1 pseudogene (running past one end of the window) is annotated in these 767 nt (G+C 60.1%); it reads left to right on the forward strand.

The window, feature by feature from the left end:
• Positions 1-767, forward strand: a pseudogene (gene tssI, locus AO242_RS21955) (type VI secretion system tip protein TssI/VgrG); its annotated part runs 259 nt beyond the window's last position; the annotation flags it as partial.

Consider the following 767-nt stretch of genomic DNA (forward strand, 5'->3'; position numbering starts at 1 on the left):
GCTGTGGCTGCTGACACGGACGTCCGATTGCCGGATTTTCCAGAACCAGACCATCCCGCAGATCATCAAGCAGGTCTTTCGCGACCTGGGCTTCTCGGATTTCGAAGACGCGCTGAGCCGCCCCTATCGGGAGTGGGAGTACTGCGTCCAGTACCGCGAAAGCAGCTTCGACTTCGTCAGTCGCCTGATGGAACAGGAAGGTATTTATTACTTCTTCCGCCATGAAAAAGACCGCCACGTGCTGGTGCTTGCCGATGCTTATGGCGCACATCAAAACGCACCGGGTTATGCCTCGGTGCCGTATTTCCCGCCTGATGGTCAGCACCGCGAACGCGACCACATTAACGACTGGCGTCTGGCCCAGGAAGTCCAGCCGGGCTCGCTGGAGCTTAACGACTACGACTTCCAGCGTCCGTCCGCCAGCATTAACGTGCGCTCGGCCATGCCCCGGCCCCACACGGCAGGCGATTACCCGCTGTACGACTACCCCGGTACTTACGTGCAAAGTCAGGACGGCGAGCATTACGCCCGCACGCGCATTGAAGCGCTGCAAAGCTTGCATGAGCGCGTCGAGCTGAGCGGCAACGCCCGAGGCCTTGGCACAGGGCACCTGTTCAGCATGACCGGCTTTGGTCGCGACGATCAGAACCGCGAATACCTGATCGTTGGCGCGCGCTATTACGTCGCCCAGGAAAGCCACGAATCCGGCGCAGGCTCAGCCGGTCCACAATTCGAAAGCGCCCTGACCTGTATCGATGCCCAACAAA

Origin of the sequence: Pseudomonas sp. ICMP 561, assembly GCF_002699985.1 — a bacterium.
Classification (GTDB): Bacteria; Pseudomonadota; Gammaproteobacteria; order Pseudomonadales; family Pseudomonadaceae; genus Aquipseudomonas; species Aquipseudomonas quasicaspiana.